This window comes from Variovorax glucosi (genome assembly GCF_051216695.1).
GTDB lineage: Bacteria > Pseudomonadota > Gammaproteobacteria > Burkholderiales > Burkholderiaceae_C > Variovorax.
The window spans coordinates 1-1,246 of the sequence record NZ_JBPJZE010000191.1; the positions used below are offsets into that span (position 1 = coordinate 1).

The window sequence follows — 1,246 nt, forward strand, 5'->3', positions numbered from 1 at the left end:
AGCTCGAACTTGTAGTCGTACTCGTCAAGGACCAATGGCACATTGCCGCGCAGCACTCGCATGTAGACGGGGCCGGGATAGGCTGCGATGGCAGGCACGATTTGTTCGATGTCCAGCGCGTCGCACGGATCTATCACGACCAGGTTCGGCATCGCGCGAAAAATGGCGAGGTCGTCTGTCGCCTGGTGGCTTGGGCCGTAGCCTGTGGTCAAGCCAGGCAGGCCGCCGATCAGCTTGACGTTGGCGTTTTGCTCCGCGACAGCTTGCGACATGAAGTCATAGCAGCGGCGCGATGCGAAAGTCGCATAGGTCGAAGCAAAAGGGACGAAGCCTTCCTTTGCCAATCCTCCCGCCGCCGTTGCCATCAGCTGCTCGGCCATCCCGACTTGGTAGAAGCGGTCCGGGAAGGCCTGCGCGAAGATGTGCATGTCGGTGTATTTGGCCAGGTCTGCGCTCATGCCCACGATGCGCGGATCCGATTCGGCCAGGGCGACCAGTGCCTTGCCGAAGGGCGTGGCGCGGACGCGATGCCCTTCTTCGACGTTCGAAGCGATTTGCGCCATGGGCTTCGGCGCTTGGACTGTTGTTTGTTCCATCACGGTGCTGTTGTTCATGCTACTTCTTTCCTCAATGCGCCAAGGCGCTCGTACGCTGACGACCACTCAGGTTTTTCCAGGCGGATGAAATGGTTTTTCTCGCGCTTCTCCAAGAAGTCCACACCCTTGCCCATCTTCGTGTCGCAGATGATGATTCGAGGCACGACGTCTTTCAGATTACGCGCCATTTCAAACGCATCGACGAGGGCCTCCAGGTCGTTCCCGTCCACGCGTTGTACGTGGAAGCCGAAAGCGCGGAACTTGTCGGTCAGTGGTTCCGTCTTGAATATCTGGGTACTCGGGCCATCGGCTTGGACGCCATTGAAGTCAACGATGCCGATGATGTTGTCCAGCGCGAAGTGCGACGCGGCGGCCGCTGCTTCCCAGGTCGGACCCTCGGCCATCTCTCCGTCGCCCATGAACGTGTAGACGAACGCCTTGTTATTCTTGCGTTTCAGTCCAAGACCCATGCCTACCGCCATTGGTAAGCCGAGGCCAATGGAGCCCCCGGACATTTCTGCGCCGGGGGTATAGCCCGACATGCCCGACATCGGGAGACGGCTGTCGTCGCATCCGTACGTGTCGAGTTCATCTTAGCTGATGTATCCGGCATCAGCCAGGATAGGGTAGTGGACGATGACGTAGTGTCC

2 protein-coding genes are annotated in these 1,246 nt (G+C 59.1%); both read right to left on the bottom strand.

The features are described from left to right. A partial coding sequence (locus tag ACSFA3_RS24160; protein WP_435507921.1) for a transketolase family protein occupies nucleotides 1-614 on the bottom strand: 614 nt, incomplete at its 3' end. Further along, the gene (locus tag ACSFA3_RS24165; protein WP_435507922.1) at nucleotides 611-1,147 is read right to left on the bottom strand and encodes a thiamine pyrophosphate-dependent enzyme; all 537 of its coding nucleotides are present in this window, start codon (nucleotides 1,145-1,147) and stop codon (nucleotides 611-613) included. The genes ACSFA3_RS24165 and ACSFA3_RS24160, both read right to left, overlap by 4 nt. Nucleotides 1,148-1,246 lie beyond the last annotated feature (99 nt).